Origin of the sequence: Citrobacter sp. BIDMC107 (assembly GCF_001037575.1) — a bacterium.
In the GTDB taxonomy this organism is placed as follows: domain Bacteria; phylum Pseudomonadota; class Gammaproteobacteria; order Enterobacterales; family Enterobacteriaceae; genus Citrobacter; species Citrobacter freundii.
On record NZ_KQ089851.1, the window covers coordinates 35,203 to 49,656 of the forward strand.

A 14,454-nucleotide genomic window follows, 5' to 3' on the forward strand; every position below is an offset into this window, starting at 1 on the left:
CGTCGCGGTCCCGTTATCAGTCCAGGTATCGTTCGTAGTCTCTGGCATGCGCAAAGGCATGCTGTTCGAGTTTGTTATCAGCGGGTGCCGCTGCCCGGAACGCCAGAGAGTTAACAGGGTTGTTATTGATGACCAGCTCGTAATGCAGATGAGGACCGGATGAACGTCCGCTGTTACCGGATAACGCAATAGCACCTCCCCGTGTAACCCTGGCCCCTTTAGTAACGAGTATTTTATTGAGGTGGAGATAGCGAGTTTTAACACCGGCTTTTCCCGTTACTTCAACAAAATATCCCATGGTACTGTTGTATTCGGCCCGGGTGATTTTTCCGTCGATGACGCTGACTATTTTCGTGTTCATGGGCATGGAATAATCAATGCCATTATGGGGACTCACTTTTCCCGATACCGGGTTAAGCCTTGCAGGATTGAAAGGCGAACTGAGTCTTGCTGTGGCCGGTAACGGATAATCGAGACTGCCTTTCCCGGAAGTATCGGAAAGGTTATAGAACTTTTTATCTGATATACGATACGCCGTGTAATTAAATGAACCGGACGTAAATTTATAGGCCACGACACGTGATTTTCCCGCTTTCTTTTGCAGTACGAGTTTTAATGATTCATTTTTTTTCAAATGCCGCAGATTAAACCGGGAAGGCAAGGAGCGCTGAAGAGTAGCGATCTCGTTCGATTCCAGCCCCGAGCGGGTGGCTGAAAGGTAGGCATTTTCTTTTACGACATCGGTAGAATACATTTACTGGAATTCGCCGTTAGCATGAACACTGCGGCGTATGCTAGGGGTTTTCAGGAGGCGTGTCATCTGTCAGTTAATCGGGAGCACCGTTGATGGTCGTCATTTTTGTAACATATCTTGTTTCCCGTTTGCTCCTGAAGCTCTGGGAACTGTATGACCAGCCCGACGGTGATGATTAACGGGACTGAAACAGGTTACGGCAGAGCAATATGGGGCTCATGTCCTGCTACGTAACCCGTCAGTAAAGCCCTGCTGCGCACCTGACGCTAAGCACTAACCCGCCTGCAGTTACCTGGTCGAATACAGCCCGCGAAGCTTTCTTGCCTGCGTCTGATGTGCTTCCGCACCGGCATTATTGACCTGCTCATGCACGAGAGCGGCTTTTTCTCCGGCATTCAGTTCGTTAAAAGAAGAAGACGAGGTCTTTGAATTTGCATCACTGCCGGACAGCATTTTTTTATGTTCCTCAATCATTTTCTGATGCGCATAGGACGCGCTGTTGTTCATAAATGAATGAGCAACAATGGCCCTTTCATGTTCATTCATTTCAGAGAATGAGGGCGTGTTGTTTTTATTAACCCTGTCCGGTAAGTTTTCATGCGTCGAGGAATTCACATGACTGACGGCTGAGGCATTATTAACAAATCGATGTGCTTCATGGGCAATATCACTGGACTGAGCAAAAGCTGCCCCACAAAATAAAGCTGTAAACGCAGTGGTCGTGATTAATATATTCATGTGTAATTACCTTCTGAGGTACATAAAAGATGTCCTTATGATCATATATAAAAATAATCAACCTGTGGGGAAGATGACGTAAATGTAATACAGCTATGTACATTACACGATTGTAATGAATTTGTTTCTTAAGGTGTGCTAGATTCATTTCATTGTAAGTGGATGAACCAGTAATTTAATTTAAATCGGTTCTCGAATTCTGTCAGTAACCATACTTTAAATAAGGGAATGCGCATGCTGTTGAAAACGTCTCGACGAACTTTCCTGAAGGGGTTAACCCTCTCTGGCGTAGCCGGAAGTCTTGGCGTATGGAGTTTCAATGCGCGTTCCAGTCTGAGCCTGCCAGTTGCCGCATCCCTGCAGGGTACTCAGTTTGACCTGACCATTGGTGAAACGGCCGTCAATATCACGGGCAGTGAGCGTCAGGCCAAAACAATCAATGGAGGCCTGCCGGGGCCCGTTCTTCGCTGGAAAGAAGGTGACACCATTACCCTGAAGGTCAAAAACCGTCTTAATGAACAGACGTCCATTCACTGGCACGGCATTATTCTTCCGGCCAATATGGATGGTGTTCCGGGGCTGAGTTTTATGGGCATAGAGCCTGATGATACCTACGTTTACACCTTTAAGGTTAAGCAGAACGGGACTTACTGGTACCACAGCCATTCCGGTCTGCAGGAACAGGAGGGGGTATACGGTGCCATTATCATCGATGCCAGGGAGCCAGAACCGTTTGCTTACGATCGTGAGCATGTGGTCATGTTGTCTGACTGGACCGATGAAAATCCTCACAGCCTGCTGAAAAAATTAAAAAAACAGTCGGATTACTACAATTTCAATAAACCAACCGTTGGCTCTTTTTTCCGCGACGTGAATACCAGGGGGCTGTCAGCCACCATTGCCGATCGGAAAATGTGGGCTGAAATGAAAATGAATCCGACTGACCTCGCGGATGTCAGTGGCTACACCTACACCTATCTCATGAACGGGCAGGCCCCGCTGAAAAACTGGACCGGACTGTTCCGTCCCGGTGAAAAGATACGCTTACGGTTTATCAACGGCTCGGCAATGACCTATTTCGATATCCGTATCCCCGGGCTGAAAATGACGGTCGTGGCTGCAGATGGCCAGTATGTAAACCCGGTTACCGTTGACGAATTCAGGATTGCCGTTGCCGAAACCTATGATGTCATTGTGGAGCCTCAGGGTGAGGCCTATACCATCTTCGCACAATCCATGGACAGGACCGGTTACGCTCGAGGGACACTGGCCACGAGAGAGGGGTTAAGTGCTGCCGTTCCCCCCCTCGATCCCCGTCCTCTGTTGACCATGGAAGATATGGGTATGGGGGGAATGGGACATGATATGGCAGGAATGGACCACAGCCAGATGGGAGGCATGGATAACAGCGGAGAGATGATGTCTATGGACGGTGCTGACCTTCCGGATAGCGGGACATCCTCCGCGCCCATGGATCACAGCAGCATGGCCGGTATGGATCATTCCCGGATGGCCGGAATGCCGGGTATGCAAAGTCATCCTGCGTCAGAAACGGATAACCCACTGGTTGATATGCAGGCGATGAGCGTCTCTCCGAAATTAAATGATCCGGGTATTGGTCTTCGAAATAACGGAAGAAAGGTTCTCACGTACGCGGATTTGAAAAGCCGCTTTGAGGATCCTGACGGACGTGAACCTGGCCGTACCATAGAACTGCATTTAACCGGCCACATGGAAAAGTTTGCCTGGTCATTTAACGGAATCAAGTTTTCAGATGCCGCACCGGTGCTGCTGAAATACGGTGAGCGGCTCAGGATCACGCTGATCAACGATACCATGATGACTCACCCCATTCACCTGCATGGTATGTGGAGCGATCTGGAAGATGAAAACGGTAATTTCATGGTTCGTAAACACACAATAGATGTTCCCCCTGGTACAAAACGCAGTTACAGAGTGACAGCAGATGCGCTTGGCCGCTGGGCGTATCACTGCCATTTGCTCTATCACATGGAAATGGGAATGTTTCGTGAAGTCCGGGTGGAGGAATGATGCGAATGAAGAGAAATTTGAAGGCCATACCTGTTCTGGTCGCCGGTTTGTTTACCTCACCGCTTTCTATTGCGGCGGGCTCCGTCTCTGCAGATCCCCACGCCGGGCACGACATGTCTGCCATGCAGATGCCAGCAGATGAGAATTTCACTGAGATGACGTCAATGGAGCCCATTGTAACTGAGAGCAGAACGCCAATTCCGCCTGTTACCGATGCCGACCGGAAGGCTGCATTCGGCAATTTACAGGGGCATGCGATTCACGACAGTGCGATTAATTATCTGGTTCTGCTGGATCAACTGGAATGGCAACGGTCGGATAACACCAACAATTTCAGCTGGAGTGTTAACAGCTGGATTGGAGGCGACACAGATCGGATTTGGCTAAAGAGTGAAGGTGAACGAAGCAATGGGGAAACGGAGGCGGCTGAAGCGCAGTTACTCTGGGGACATGCGGTTGGCCCATGGTGGGATTTGGTTGCGGGTGTCAGGCAGGATTTCAGACCTGCTTCTGCCCGGACCTGGGCTGCTGTCGGTTTTCAGGGGCTGGCACTCTATAATTTTGAGTCTGAAATTACGGGTTTTGTCAGTAATGGCGGAAAAGCAGCCCTTCGTCTGGGAGGAGAATACGACGTTTTACTGACTAACCGGCTCATACTCCAGCCATCCTATGAGGTGAATTTCTACAGTCAGGATGATGAATCGCGGGGTCGCGGCAGGGGACTGACTGACACAGAGCTGGGGCTCCGGCTGCGCTATGAAATACGCCGTGAGTTTGCACCCTATATAGGCGTTTCCTGGAATCAACTTTACGGGAAAACATCCGATATGGCGAAAAGAGAAGGTGAGAAAGACCATCAGGTAGTATTCCTGGCGGGAGCCAGAATCTGGTTTTAACGCACTGATATAAAACACTCAACTAAACAGGTAAATAAAATGTCGATTTTAAATAAAGCCATTCTTACAGGTGGCCTCGTTATGGGCGTTGCTTTCTCTGCTATGGCCCATCCGGAATTAAAAAGCTCTGTGCCACAGGCTGATTCAGCCGTAGCGGCCCCGGAAAAGATTCAGCTTAATTTCTCGGAAAATCTGACCGTGAAATTCTCAGGTGCAAAATTAACGATGACGGGTATGAAAGGCATGTCATCACATTCTCCGATGCCGGTCGCGGCAAAAGTGGCGCCAGGCGCTGACCCTAAATCGATGGTCATTATTCCGCGAGAGCCTTTACCCGCTGGCACTTATCGTGTTGACTGGCGCGCGGTTTCTTCAGATACGCACCCTATTACCGGTAATTACACCTTTACAGTGAAGTAATATTATGAACGACCTGATTATGATTGTTATTCGTTTTCTTCTTTATCTGGATTTGATGGTAATATTTGGATTGCCATTTTTTCAGATATATGGAATAAGCGGTGTCAGACATGAAACCTATAACCTGACTAATTTCAGGTCGTTTATAACCTTTGCTGTTGTTACAGGCATCATTCTTACTGGCATTAATATGCTCCTGGTATCTAATGCCATGAGTGGAGTAACTGACCTCAGAGAATTATCCATCCATGTTATCGAGATGGTGATAGAAGAAACTGATGTGGGTATTAGCTGGATTGTCAGGCTCTGTGCCCTGTTTACCACACTCGGTGCTTTGTTCCTTTACACTAATAAGAGAGTATTGTCCTGCCTGCTGATGACGATGAGTGGGGGCGTGGCGCTGGCTACACTTGCCTGGGGAGGACACGCCGTTATGCATGACGGTCTGCATTACTATCTCCATTTACTGAGCGATCTGACCCATCTCGGTGCTGCAGGTGCCTGGACAGGTGCTCTGGTTGCATTTGCTATCCTGCTGATGCGCAGAAACGCGCATAATGCACAGAGCGTCATTGTGATATCTGACTCCCTGGCAAAATTTGCCACGGCAGGAACGGTGATTGTTGTAGCCCTGATCCTGAGTGCGCTGGTCAACTATCTGTATATTGCTGAGGGTAACTTAACTCCCTTATTCAACAGTTCCTGGGGGAGGATATTGCTTGCCAAGACGGCTCTGTTTGTTCTGATGCTTCTTCTGGCTGCAGCAAACCGGTTTCACCTGGGTCCCCGGCTTGAAGTTATGGTCAGGGAAGGGAATTATGATCGCAGCGTTGCCCTGATGCGAAACAGCATCCTGACAGAATTCGTTGTTGCGATTATCATTCTGGGCGCCGTAGCGTGGCTCGGAATGCTTGCTCCGTCTCAGGTCAGCTAGGGGACAGCCAAAGCTCATGCGTGAGATTTTTACTTTCATATCAGCGAGTTGACCATGCAGCGTATTTTAATCGTTGAAGACGAACAAAAAACAGGTCGTTACCTGCAGCAGGGACTGGTTGAGGAAGGCTATCAGGCCGATCTCTTTAATAATGGCCGCGATGGTCTCGGGGCCGCGTCGAAGGGACAGTATGATTTGATAATACTGGACGTGATGCTGCCTTTCCTCGACGGGTGGCAAATCATCAGCGCACTGAGGGAGTCCGGGCACGAAGAACCGGTCCTGTTTTTAACCGCAAAGGACAACGTGCGGGACAAAGTGAAAGGACTGGAGCTTGGCGCAGATGACTACCTGATTAAGCCCTTTGATTTTACGGAGCTGGTTGCACGTGTAAGAACCCTACTGCGCCGGGCACGCTCGCAGGCCGCAACAGTCTGCACCATCGCCGATATGACCGTTGATATGGTGCGCCGGACCGTGATCCGTTCGGGGAAGAAGATCCATCTCACCGGTAAAGAATACGTTCTGCTTGAGTTGCTGCTGCAACGCACCGGAGAAGTGTTACCCAGGAGTCTTATCTCGTCCCTGGTCTGGAACATGAATTTTGACAGTGATACGAATGTGATTGATGTCGCCGTGAGACGTCTGAGAAGTAAAATTGATGATGACTTTGAGCCAAAACTGATCCATACCGTTCGCGGTGCCGGATATGTCCTGGAGATCAGAGAAGAGTGAGGTTCAAAATTTCCCTGACCACACGCCTGAGCCTGATTTTTTCTGCGGTGATGCTTACGGTATGGTGGTTATCAAGTTTTATCCTGATTAGCACCCTTAATGGCTATTTCGATAATCAGGACCGCGATTTTCTGACAGGTAAACTTCAGCTCACCGAAGAGTTTCTTAAAACAGAGACGTTCCGGAACAAAACGGATATTAAGTCATTATCAGAAAAAATAAACGATGCGATGGTAGGGCACAATGGTTTATTCATTTCTATAAAAAACATGGAAAATGAAAAAATTGTTGAACTCTATGCCAAAAATTCTGTTGTTCCAGCGGTCCTGCTTAATAAGTCGGGTGATATTCTCGACTATATGATCCAGACGGAAGAAAATAACACCGTGTACCGCAGTATCTCGCGGCGGGTTGCCGTGACGCCGGAACAGGGTAAAAGCAAACATGTCATCATTACGGTTGCCACGGATACTGGGTATCACACCCTGTTTATGGACAAACTCAGTACCTGGCTGTTCTGGTTCAATATCGGTCTGGTCTTTATTTCTGTTTTTCTGGGCTGGCTGACCACACGTATTGGTCTGAAACCGTTACGGGAAATGACCAGTCTGGCTTCCTCCATGACTGTACACAGCCTGGATCAGCGTCTAAATCCCGATCTGGCTCCGCCGGAAATCTCTGAGACCATGCAGGAGTTCAATAATATGTTTGATCGCCTGGAGGGGGCATTCCGGAAACTGTCAGATTTCTCGTCTGACATCGCGCATGAGCTGCGCACACCAGTCAGTAATCTGATGATGCAGACGCAGTTTGCACTGGCTAAGGAAAGGGATGTTTCGCATTACCGCGAAATTTTATTCGCTAACCTGGAAGAACTGAAAAGGTTGTCACGAATGACCAGTGACATGCTTTTTCTGGCACGTTCAGAGCATGGTCTGCTGCAGCTGGATAAACATGATGTGGATCTGGCAGCCGAACTGAATGAATTACGTGAGTTGTTCGAGCCCCTGGCAGACGAAACAGGAAAGACAATCACGGTTGAAGGAGAGGGCGTTGTTGCCGGAGACAGCGATATGCTCCGACGTGCTTTCAGTAACCTGCTTTCCAATGCAATCAAGTATTCTCCCGATAACACCTGTACAGCGATACACCTTGAGCGTGACAGTGACTGTGTGAACGTGATGATTACGAATACGATGTCCGGCCAGGTTCCCGCTAATCTGGAACGTTTGTTTGACCGGTTCTATCGCGCAGACTCATCAAGGTTCTACAACACGGAAGGCGCGGGGCTGGGATTATCAATTACAAGGTCGATCATTCATGCTCACGGCGGCGAGCTGTCAGCAGAACAGCAGGGGCGGGAAATTGTGTTCAAAGTGCGCCTGTTAATGGATTAATCCCGTTCTTCAGGAGAAACCCGGAAGGTGACAAAATTGTCATCATTCAGTCACGCGATAAACAGAGGCGGTTTTTTATAATCATACATAAATCAGGAGCAGAGTGATAACGCAATCGCCTGGTTCCTGGCGTGATGAATAACCCGCCCTGAGATCAAATGCTTTCTCTGTTATAAGCCGTTGATTGTTTGGGTATGAAAACACCGGAGACCCAACCATGAAAAAGATCCTTGTATCATTTGTTGCCATTATGGCTGTCGCTTCATCCGCCATGGCTGCAGAGACAATGAACATGCATGACCAGGTAAATAATGCCCAGGCACCCGCCCATCAGATGCAGTCAACCTCTGAAAAAAGCGCTGTTCAGGGAGACAGTATGACAATGATGGATATGAGCGGACACGATCAGGCTGCAATGTCCCATGAAATGATGCAAAACGGCAACGCTTCTGCCCACCAGGACATGGCGGAGATGCATAAAAAAATGATGAAAGGCAAACCAGGGGCCACCAACGAATCAGCAACGTCATTTTCAGAAATGAACGAGCATGAAAAAGCCGCTGTTGTGCACGAGAAGGCGAATAATGGTCAGTCTTCCGTTATTCATCAGCAGCAGGCTGAAAAGCATCGCAGCCAGATCACCCAGAATTAACCCGCAGCTCCACTTGTCAGACCCTCATTTGACGCCGAAGTCACTGGCTTACGCTCCCATTCGGGAGCGTTTTTTTTATTCTTTCATTTATCATTGAGTCTTATGGGAATGGATTTAATCAGTTACTTAATCCCTGCCTCAGCAACAAGTCCCGGAAAGAGCAGCTTTATATTCCGGGTTTTTCTGCTCATAACCTCAACGGTGGCGCTTAGGATGTACTTTGTAAGTACCCAGAGTGTGTGTCATCAGTACCGGTGTTAATGCACCAGCCCATTCCAGCCATGTATACCCATGTAAATCCCAACAGCAGCAATCAGGGCGCTTGAAATATAGGGGGCTCTTCTGGCGATGGTATTGAAGCCACTCCAGCGTTTGGCGACCTGACGAACGCTGATCGCCGCACCCACTCCAACCGTTACGAGGGTCAATGCCAGGCCGATACTGAAACAAACAACCAGTGTGGCACCCAGCGTAAGCGCTTTAAGCTGAAGGCAGATCAACAATACAGTTATAGCTGCCGGGCAAGGGATAAGCCCTCCTGTCAGTCCAAATATCAGGATTTGCCCGTTGGTTACTTCTTTCCCGTCGAAGCGGCGTTTTATGTCATTGGCATGAGCCAGTTCGTGAGCGTCCTGATACTCTTTCGAATTCACATCCAGCCCATCAAGCTCAGAGTGGTCATGGTCATGGTCGTGTTCAGCGAACGCCACATCATAGTCATGGACATGACCACGATGTCCCAGAGACAGACGTACGTTGAAACTGTGAGGCTCAGGGATGGGAGATGTTGACTCCAGATAATCACCATGATCAACAAATTCAAAAGTCTGAGAGATCGTACTGTTTTCCCGAAGTGTGGTTAATGAGATATCTTCAGAAGCCCATCTTTGGCCACTAAGAGTGCGTAGCCGCCAGTGGGGAAGTTGTCCTTCTTCAAAAATGGACAGTTCAACTTTTCCATGGCCAGTATCGATCAACCTTGTTTCGTCATGGTGATGATGTTCATTCTCCTGCATTCCCTCCAGCCAGTTTTTCTCACCGCTCCAGGTTCGCCAGAACATCCAAAAAGCCGTACCAAGGATGATCACTGAAGAGACCATCTGTAGCCAGGGTTCGGCTGATTCTGCGGTAAATTTATTACTGATATACATCCCTCCAAAAGCAATCAGCCATACGACTGCAGTGTGCGACAATGTTGCCGCGACACCCAGCATCACGGCCTGACGTACGGTGCCTTTTATAGCAATGATGAATGCTGCCATCATTGTTTTGGAGTGCCCGGGCTCCAGTCCATGAAGCGCGCCAAGCAGAATGGCGCTGGGGATGAAAAACCATGCGTTGCCTTGCTGAAGAAGTGTCGTAAATTCGTTCATGAGAATCATTCTTGGTTATTAAGTGTAGGCCGGATTCTACTCCCCCCCAGTAAAATATACTACCCCCCAGTAGAATAACGCTGGTATAGTTACATAAAATATCCAGGAGAGTGAGAGCCCACATGTCACATACCATCCGCGATAAACAAAAACTGAAAGCACGTACAAGCAAGATCCAGGGGCAGGTTGCTGCGCTGAAAAAAATGCTTGATGAACCTCACGAATGTGCCGCTGTACTGCAACAAATAGCCGCCATACGTGGTGCCGTGAATGGTTTATTGCGTGAAGTGATTAAAGGACATTTGACTGAACATATTGTTCATGAAAGTGAAGAACAGAAACGAGAAGAAGACCTGGACGTTGTGCTGAAGGTTCTGGATTCTTACATCAAGTGACAGTTTGGCTAAAAGCCCTGAGCATTAATTTATCTAAATAACACGTTATCAAGTGACGGTTTTGGGCTGTTTGTAGCGGCATAGTGAGTTTGTTTAATCAATGAGCTTTAAGATGCCCCCCTTCATGCAAGGAAACGCGTACATTTCTGGTACATCTACTTCCCTTACTTTGCTCAGGGCAACCCACATTGTTAAAGCCTCTACTCGCTGACCATCAAAATCACCCAACGTCAGATAATGGAAAAAAATTTTGGATGACATTTTGAAACGTGTCCTCTGCTGTGAACGTCGAGAGATGCTACGCGAGAAAGGAGATGACCTACTTAGTATCCTGTTAAGTAGGTCTATCTGAAGAAGTAGACAACTTTAAAGTCTTTTTCATGTTAAAGGAGACAACTTTAATGTCTGTGTACAGTGGATAGGCCAGTGAAAATCTCTCAGCCAAAACAGTGGGAAAAGGATCGTGAAATGAGCATGAATTCGCAGCCGGAACTGAAGTTGAGTACCCGTACCGAACAACTCGCCAGTAGTCGTGATGCCGCTATGCAAAAATTTCTGGACGGCATGACGCTGATTGCCGAAGCCTCAGCAATTTGCGGGTTTTCACTGTTTAACAGCAAAATTATGGCCCCTAATGCTTTTGGCCTTCCTGCGTCCCTGGCCGCAAGCATCGAGGAAGGGCGACAGCAAATAGACCGTAAGACATGGAACAATCTTTTTGAAGAAACGGGTATTGACCGATTCTGGAATCACAACCAGCGGGCAGAGTTCCGTGAGTCTCTCCGGAACGCTCCGCCAATTGCGTCGTTAACCGTAATCCGCAGTACATTGCGCCAGGCAGTTGCCATGCGCAGCATTACACTTGCTGAAGGGTTTGTTGATCTGCTATGCCAGCTTGATCGCCGGTATAAAACTAATGCCCAGCAATTTGTGATGCCAAAAAAACTGGTACTACGCGGCATTTTTCCCGACTCGAACATGATGAGATATAATGGCTTTTCTCAGGATAATCTCTTCTATTTAAACGACTTTGAGAATATCGTTTGCATCTGCTCCAATGCAGCAACACCGCCTGTCGGCAGTGGAATGAACATGTACGATCGGCTTGCTGTCTTACGGAAAACCGATTTTACGGGTGACATTACCGACCCGAAGGGCTGGAAGTGCCGATTGTTCGAAAATGGTAACGTCCATATCTCAGTTGAGTGTGAAAGCCTGCATAACGCACTGAATGACCTGATTAGCATTTATTTTGCCAACCAGATCCCGGCCAAAGGATAAGAATGATGACTGACAATGTAAATTTGATGAACGGGGATGAACAGACAGCGTCCAGTTTAAGTGAAGATACTCCAAAAACGCCCCCTCTAAGCCCCGAGTTACTGAAGAATTCCCCTTACTCGTCAATAGCTAAGGTTAAATATTTCACCGAGATTGAACAAATCTGCCTCGATAAGAGCATCAGCACCGAAAACCTCGACCAGTTTTTCAAAGCCCACTGGCTGCGGGATAAAATGGGGGGGTCTTTTGCCCGGGCTCAGGAGATGCTGGCGGCCTACAAGCAATACGTGGACGAGGTGCCCGAAGAAGCACGCGCGATTGAAATCCCTGACCAGATTAAAGATGCATTCAGTGATTTTACTGCGTTTATCACCTGGTACTTCCGCTTAAGCTATACGGCTATCCAGAGTGATAGCGTGAAAATTGCGAAGGCAGAAATTACTCAGTTACGGCACCGGAATGCTGAAATTCTGGAAGAACTGTCACAGTCGAAAGAACAGGCTACAGTCCTGAATAACGAAAAAGTTAACCTGATTAACCTGCTGGAGCAGCAGCGTGAACTCTCCAGTAAATTAGAAGATTCACTTCAGGAAGCAGAAGAAACTCTGGCAGGAACTCAAAGTGAATTACAGCATGCCCAAAACGAGATCCAGCTTTTACAGCAGACAGTAGGGACACTGAACCAGCAACTGAGTGAGCGCAAACAGGAACTGGCCTCGCAGCAGGAGTATCAGAAGCAGCTTAATGATGAAAATAAAGCGCAGCAGGTAGAGCTGACCGCCCTCAACAGCCAGAATGAAAACTTACAACGGACCGTGTCTGATTTAAAGTCCAGTGTCAGTCAGCTTGAACAGGACCTTTCTTCATCACAATCCCATGCCTCTGAATTGAGCTCATCTTTAGCCGAAAAGGACACGGCCCTGACGCTCGTCCGGTCGGAGCTCTCAACAGCTAAAGGGACGAATGAACAACTACGAGCTGAAGCACAACGCTTAGCTGATGAGAACCTGGTGTCCAAAAAGGTCCAAACAGATCTGACAGAAGAGCTTCAGCAGCTCAGGAATCAGATGATGTCCATGGAAGCGACACTCAATGCGGAAAAGACCATTGCAGAGTCTTTACGAGGAACAATCAAGCAGCTTACCGAAGCTATGACCGGCGTAGTTGCTATCAAACCTAAATCCCCAGGGGCATCAAAACCGCGAAACAAAAAGACGACATAACTGCTCCCGCCAGGAATTTGCTATAAACTTAAATTCCTGGCGCCCGTAGGCTCTTTATCCCGTCCGGAGGAGTTTACGTCCTTCCGATAGCATTTGGCTGATTTTCCCCGAGTCACTGATCTCAAGAGCATCAACCAGGCTAGTGATCCCGCCAACAGCTTGCTGCTGCGAAATAGCTCCCAGCTTATAGTCATCGAGTACTGCCGCCAAAAACGCTTTCAGTTTAACCTGTTCACTCATCGAAAGTATGTACGCCATTTTTAACCCCATTTTAAGGTTGTGATTCGGGTGAATTGTATTTTTTAGCTTCAGGGAAATGAGGGAGATCCTGGGATTCCGTCTTCTCCGTAGCATCCCAGTGCCACCATCCATAGGCCCCATATTCCTGGTTGTAATACGCCTTCTTAAGTTCCTTTCGCGCAAGATAGGCTGGTGTCGACATTCCGAAAACCTCCATCGGGAACGGCTTATCACTCCGGGTATCAAGTAAATAAAAATCGGGGAATACATCGCTCGCACTTGCGTCATACCGCATAGGCTTAACATAGTGCCGGTGTTCGGCATCCAGTTTACGGGATACAATCGCTTCGTATGAGGAGTCCAGAGGTATCCAGTTATCACTCACCAGCATAAGCACTATCTGATGAGCTCGTGCAGAGAGACCTCTAGTGGTCACAGATACGGGAGAGGTAAGTGCAAAAACAACAACTTTGCCACCATTTTTCCAGGCTGCATATTCCAGTGGGAATCGCCGCTTCACGCTATCCCAGTGCCCGTCTGAGTTAAAGAAGGTAAGGGGCATACCGCCGAAGTTACGCATAGGAAGAAACTTCAGTGGCTTCTCATGCTTTTCTGCGTCATAGCGCGGCAGTACTGATAGCAGCAGCAGTCGCTTGTCGCTCAGTTCTGCGGACGACAACAGCTTAACCTGCTCACTGGCCACTTTGCTTTTAGAGTCCGCCACCCCGATAAAGAGATGGTCGCCAATACACGCTCTACCTGATTTGACCTGCTTTGCGGCGTCCAACATCCGGTAGCGAACCAGCGAATCATTTCGCTTCCCGGCCATATTCGGATACCAGACATTAAGACCGGCTTCAGTCCACAACAGACTCAGAAGTCCGGACAGGGTCATTGAAGCCTGTCCACCTTCAGGTCGCTGGATTTGGGGCGGGGTAGGAACCTCTGACTTTTCCGGCGGATCTTTCTCCGTCATGCCTATTCCGAGGCGTATTGACATGGTCCCCTCATTGTTGATGCGTACAACATTGCTGGCATAACCCTTTAACCCCGTATGCCTGGCATCAAGGTCGAAAAACACGCACGATGGATCATGCTCAGTGCCGGTATTTGCAGCCTTAATCAATATGAAGGTATCACTGTTTGGTAGCGACCGGACGTACAGACGCTTTGCGCCTTTGCCCCGGCATCCGCAGGTGATCACAGATTTCTGCCCGGACGTGTGGTGTGCTTTCTTTAGGGCCGACTGCCATCCCTTTACATACTCGTTCTGCGTCTGAAATTCAGCCGAGTATCGTTTCGTGTTTGGTTCGTCATCGTAAGCAATAAATACTGCAAACTTCTGGCCCATGGGACCTCCTGAA

At 48.4% G+C, this 14,454-nt stretch carries 15 protein-coding genes; 10 read left to right on the plus strand and 5 right to left on the minus strand.

Annotation, left to right across the window (positions count from 1 at the left end; genetic code table 11):
• Window positions 1-16: 16 nt before the first annotated feature.
• A complete protein-coding gene (locus SK39_RS24085) occupies window positions 17-754 on the minus strand; it encodes a peptidoglycan DD-metalloendopeptidase family protein (protein ID WP_000287501.1) in 738 nt (245 codons plus the stop codon).
• Between the two features lie 288 nt (window positions 755-1,042).
• Window positions 1,043-1,492 carry a copper resistance protein gene (locus SK39_RS24090; protein ID WP_001023257.1) on the minus strand — a complete coding sequence of 150 codons (450 nt, stop codon included), beginning with the start codon at window positions 1,490-1,492 and terminating at the stop codon, window positions 1,043-1,045.
• 234 nt (window positions 1,493-1,726) lie between these two features.
• Between SK39_RS24090 and pcoA the strand changes: the two genes are divergently transcribed.
• From pcoA to SK39_RS24125, 7 genes are all read left to right on the plus strand, one after another.
• Window positions 1,727-3,544 (plus strand): multicopper oxidase PcoA, encoded by a 1,818-nt coding sequence (gene pcoA, locus SK39_RS24095; protein WP_000925242.1) that lies wholly within the window; start codon window positions 1,727-1,729, stop codon window positions 3,542-3,544.
• 5 nt (window positions 3,545-3,549) lie between these two features.
• Window positions 3,550-4,440: a copper resistance outer membrane transporter PcoB gene (gene pcoB, locus SK39_RS24100; RefSeq protein ID WP_074133539.1), complete on the plus strand. Its 891-nt coding sequence runs from the start codon at window positions 3,550-3,552 to the stop codon at window positions 4,438-4,440.
• A 39-nt stretch (window positions 4,441-4,479) separates the two neighbouring features.
• A complete protein-coding gene (pcoC, locus tag SK39_RS24105) occupies window positions 4,480-4,860 on the plus strand; it encodes a copper resistance system metallochaperone PcoC (protein ID WP_000025662.1) in 381 nt (126 codons plus the stop codon).
• A 55-nt stretch (window positions 4,861-4,915) separates the two neighbouring features.
• Window positions 4,916-5,794, plus strand: coding sequence for a copper resistance inner membrane protein PcoD (gene pcoD / locus SK39_RS24110; protein ID WP_317007281.1), 879 nt, complete (start codon window positions 4,916-4,918; stop codon window positions 5,792-5,794).
• Between the two features lie 54 nt (window positions 5,795-5,848).
• Window positions 5,849-6,529, plus strand: a complete 681-nt coding sequence (pcoR, locus tag SK39_RS24115) for a copper response regulator transcription factor PcoR (protein ID WP_001188930.1) — start codon at window positions 5,849-5,851, stop codon at window positions 6,527-6,529.
• Complete coding sequence (pcoS, locus tag SK39_RS24120; protein ID WP_048217582.1) at window positions 6,526-7,926, plus strand: copper resistance membrane spanning protein PcoS; 1,401 nt, start codon at window positions 6,526-6,528, stop codon at window positions 7,924-7,926. Before pcoR ends, pcoS begins: the two co-directional genes overlap by 4 nt.
• Before the next feature lie 217 nt (window positions 7,927-8,143).
• A complete protein-coding gene (locus SK39_RS24125) occupies window positions 8,144-8,578 on the plus strand; it encodes a hypothetical protein (RefSeq protein WP_000723070.1) in 435 nt (144 codons plus the stop codon).
• Between the two features lie 257 nt (window positions 8,579-8,835).
• Here SK39_RS24125 and SK39_RS24130 read toward each other — a convergent pair whose 3' ends face one another.
• On the minus strand, window positions 8,836-9,951 hold the full coding sequence (locus SK39_RS24130) for a nickel/cobalt efflux protein RcnA (RefSeq protein WP_001572377.1): 1,116 nt from the start codon (window positions 9,949-9,951) through the stop codon (window positions 8,836-8,838).
• A gap of 122 nt (window positions 9,952-10,073) precedes the next feature.
• On the opposite strand from SK39_RS24130, the gene rcnR reads away from it, so the two are divergent.
• The 3 genes from rcnR to SK39_RS24145 all read left to right on the plus strand — a co-directional run bounded on the left by rcnR (window position 10,074) and on the right by SK39_RS24145 (window position 12,850).
• The gene (rcnR, locus tag SK39_RS24135; RefSeq protein WP_000019951.1) at window positions 10,074-10,346 is read left to right on the plus strand and encodes a Ni(II)/Co(II)-binding transcriptional repressor RcnR; all 273 of its coding nucleotides are present in this window, start codon (window positions 10,074-10,076) and stop codon (window positions 10,344-10,346) included.
• Between the two features lie 468 nt (window positions 10,347-10,814).
• Window positions 10,815-11,627: a DUF4942 domain-containing protein gene (locus SK39_RS24140; protein WP_015062955.1), complete on the plus strand. Its 813-nt coding sequence runs from the start codon at window positions 10,815-10,817 to the stop codon at window positions 11,625-11,627.
• A gap of 2 nt (window positions 11,628-11,629) precedes the next feature.
• Entirely contained in the window at window positions 11,630-12,850 is a 1,221-nt protein-coding gene (locus SK39_RS24145) for a coiled-coil domain-containing protein (RefSeq protein WP_032610436.1), read from the plus strand.
• A gap of 54 nt (window positions 12,851-12,904) precedes the next feature.
• On the opposite strand, the gene SK39_RS24150 is transcribed toward SK39_RS24145, so the two are convergent.
• A complete protein-coding gene (locus SK39_RS24150) occupies window positions 12,905-13,108 on the minus strand; it encodes a hypothetical protein (protein ID WP_024191726.1) in 204 nt (67 codons plus the stop codon).
• A gap of 13 nt (window positions 13,109-13,121) precedes the next feature.
• Complete coding sequence (locus SK39_RS24155) at window positions 13,122-14,441, minus strand: DUF1173 family protein (RefSeq protein ID WP_032610439.1); 1,320 nt, start codon at window positions 14,439-14,441, stop codon at window positions 13,122-13,124.
• Window positions 14,442-14,454 lie beyond the last annotated feature (13 nt).

Coding starts and splice junctions, on each gene's coding strand:
- pcoC (WP_000025662.1), top strand. CDS start 4,480: ATGTCGATTTTAAATAAAGCCATTCTTACAGGTGGCCTCGTTATGGGC.
- SK39_RS24085 (WP_000287501.1), bottom strand. CDS start 754: ATGTATTCTACCGATGTCGTAAAAGAAAATGCCTACCTTTCAGCCACC.
- pcoR (WP_001188930.1), top strand. CDS start 5,849: ATGCAGCGTATTTTAATCGTTGAAGACGAACAAAAAACAGGTCGTTAC.
- SK39_RS24155 (WP_032610439.1), bottom strand. CDS start 14,441: ATGGGCCAGAAGTTTGCAGTATTTATTGCTTACGATGACGAACCAAAC.
- pcoB (WP_074133539.1), top strand. CDS start 3,550: ATGAAGAGAAATTTGAAGGCCATACCTGTTCTGGTCGCCGGTTTGTTT.
- SK39_RS24150 (WP_024191726.1), bottom strand. CDS start 13,108: ATGGCGTACATACTTTCGATGAGTGAACAGGTTAAACTGAAAGCGTTT.
- rcnR (WP_000019951.1), top strand. CDS start 10,074: ATGTCACATACCATCCGCGATAAACAAAAACTGAAAGCACGTACAAGC.
- SK39_RS24090 (WP_001023257.1), bottom strand. CDS start 1,492: ATGAATATATTAATCACGACCACTGCGTTTACAGCTTTATTTTGTGGG.
- SK39_RS24130 (WP_001572377.1), bottom strand. CDS start 9,951: ATGAACGAATTTACGACACTTCTTCAGCAAGGCAACGCATGGTTTTTC.
- pcoA (WP_000925242.1), top strand. CDS start 1,727: ATGCTGTTGAAAACGTCTCGACGAACTTTCCTGAAGGGGTTAACCCTC.
- pcoD (WP_317007281.1), top strand. CDS start 4,916: ATGGTAATATTTGGATTGCCATTTTTTCAGATATATGGAATAAGCGGT.
- SK39_RS24125 (WP_000723070.1), top strand. CDS start 8,144: ATGAAAAAGATCCTTGTATCATTTGTTGCCATTATGGCTGTCGCTTCA.
- SK39_RS24145 (WP_032610436.1), top strand. CDS start 11,630: ATGATGACTGACAATGTAAATTTGATGAACGGGGATGAACAGACAGCG.
- SK39_RS24140 (WP_015062955.1), top strand. CDS start 10,815: ATGAGCATGAATTCGCAGCCGGAACTGAAGTTGAGTACCCGTACCGAA.